The 1,164-nt window shown below is 68.7% G+C and carries 1 protein-coding gene; it reads right to left on the bottom strand.

Annotation, left to right across the window (positions count from 1 at the left end; translation table 11 throughout):
* Positions 1-1,065: IS110 family RNA-guided transposase (locus tag FKV25_RS10980; RefSeq protein ID WP_141518852.1), on the bottom strand; the 1,065-nt coding region annotated here is incomplete at its 3' end.
* Positions 1,066-1,164: the final 99 nt, after the last annotated feature.

The following is a 1,164-nucleotide window of genomic DNA, read 5'->3' as shown; positions in this document are numbered from 1 at the left end:
CTTGTTCGCCGGCCGTTGCACCATCGGGTGCCTGAGCCAGGCATGGGGATCGTAGTCTTCGCCGCGCGCCAGCATCGCCCACGCCTGCCGCGCATGCTTGTTGGCGATGGCCACCAGCACCTTGCCGAAGGGCAGGCGCGCGGCCAGGCCTCGGATCCACACCTGCTCCGGTGTGGCCTGGGCGGCGGCCACCGCCTGCGCCCGCTGCAGACTGCTTCGCGCCCCCTGGATCAACAGGGTGCGCAGGTAGCCGTCGCCGCGGCAGCTGATCGCGCCCAACCGCGCCTTGCCGCCACTGGAGTGCTGGGTTGGCGTCAACCCCAGCCAGGCGGCCAGTTGTCGGCCGTTGCGGAAGTCGCGGCCGTTGCCGAGGGTGGCGACCCAGGCATCGGCGGTGAGCGGACCGATGCCGATGATCCGACGCAGGCGCGCGCAGCGCTCGTCGTCGCGTGACCGGGCCAGGATGCGTCGGCTGCACTTGGCTTCGTGTTCGCGCAGCACCGACCAATGCCGCTGCAGCTGATCCAGCGCCACCCGCATGGTGGCCGGGACCGGCAGCTCACCCAGGCCGGCCAACATGCGTCGCAACGCGGCGTCGCCGCGCGGCACGACGATCCCGAACTCGGCCAGGATCCCGCGCAGGCGATTGCTGGCGGCCAGGGCATCGGCCTTGAAGCCTTCGCGGATGCGGTGCTCGGCCAGGCGCGCCTGCTGGTCGATCGACTTCACCGGCACGAAGCGCATGTTGCCCTGACGGGCCGCGGTAGCGATCGCTTCGGCATCATTACGATCGTTCTTGGCCCTCTGGCTCTTGCGGAAGGGTTTGACGAACTGGGCGGCCATCAATCGCGGCTGCAGCCCATGCTCGAGGCTGCGGCGGGCCCAGTGATGGGCGCCGCTGCACGCTTCCATGGCGACCCGGGTGCCGGCAGGCAACTGGGCCAGCCAGACGGCGAACGCCTCGCGACGCAGGTCCTGGCGCTGGATGACGCGGCCGGAGCCGTCCAGGGTGCAGGTGGAAAAGACCGATTTGGCCAGATCAATACCGATGGCTATATTGCGCATGGGAGACTTCCCTCTCCAGACGTACCGATGGTGAATGCCATCATGGCCCTTGAGGCCGAGCGGTGATCCGCAAGGGCGGGAAGTCTCCTTTTTACTCAT

This window comes from Marilutibacter aestuarii (assembly GCF_006546775.1).
Classification (GTDB): Bacteria; Pseudomonadota; Gammaproteobacteria; order Xanthomonadales; family Xanthomonadaceae; genus Marilutibacter; species Marilutibacter aestuarii.
The sequence above is the reverse complement of the archived record's forward strand: the minus strand, read 5'-3'. Positions and strand labels throughout refer to the sequence as shown.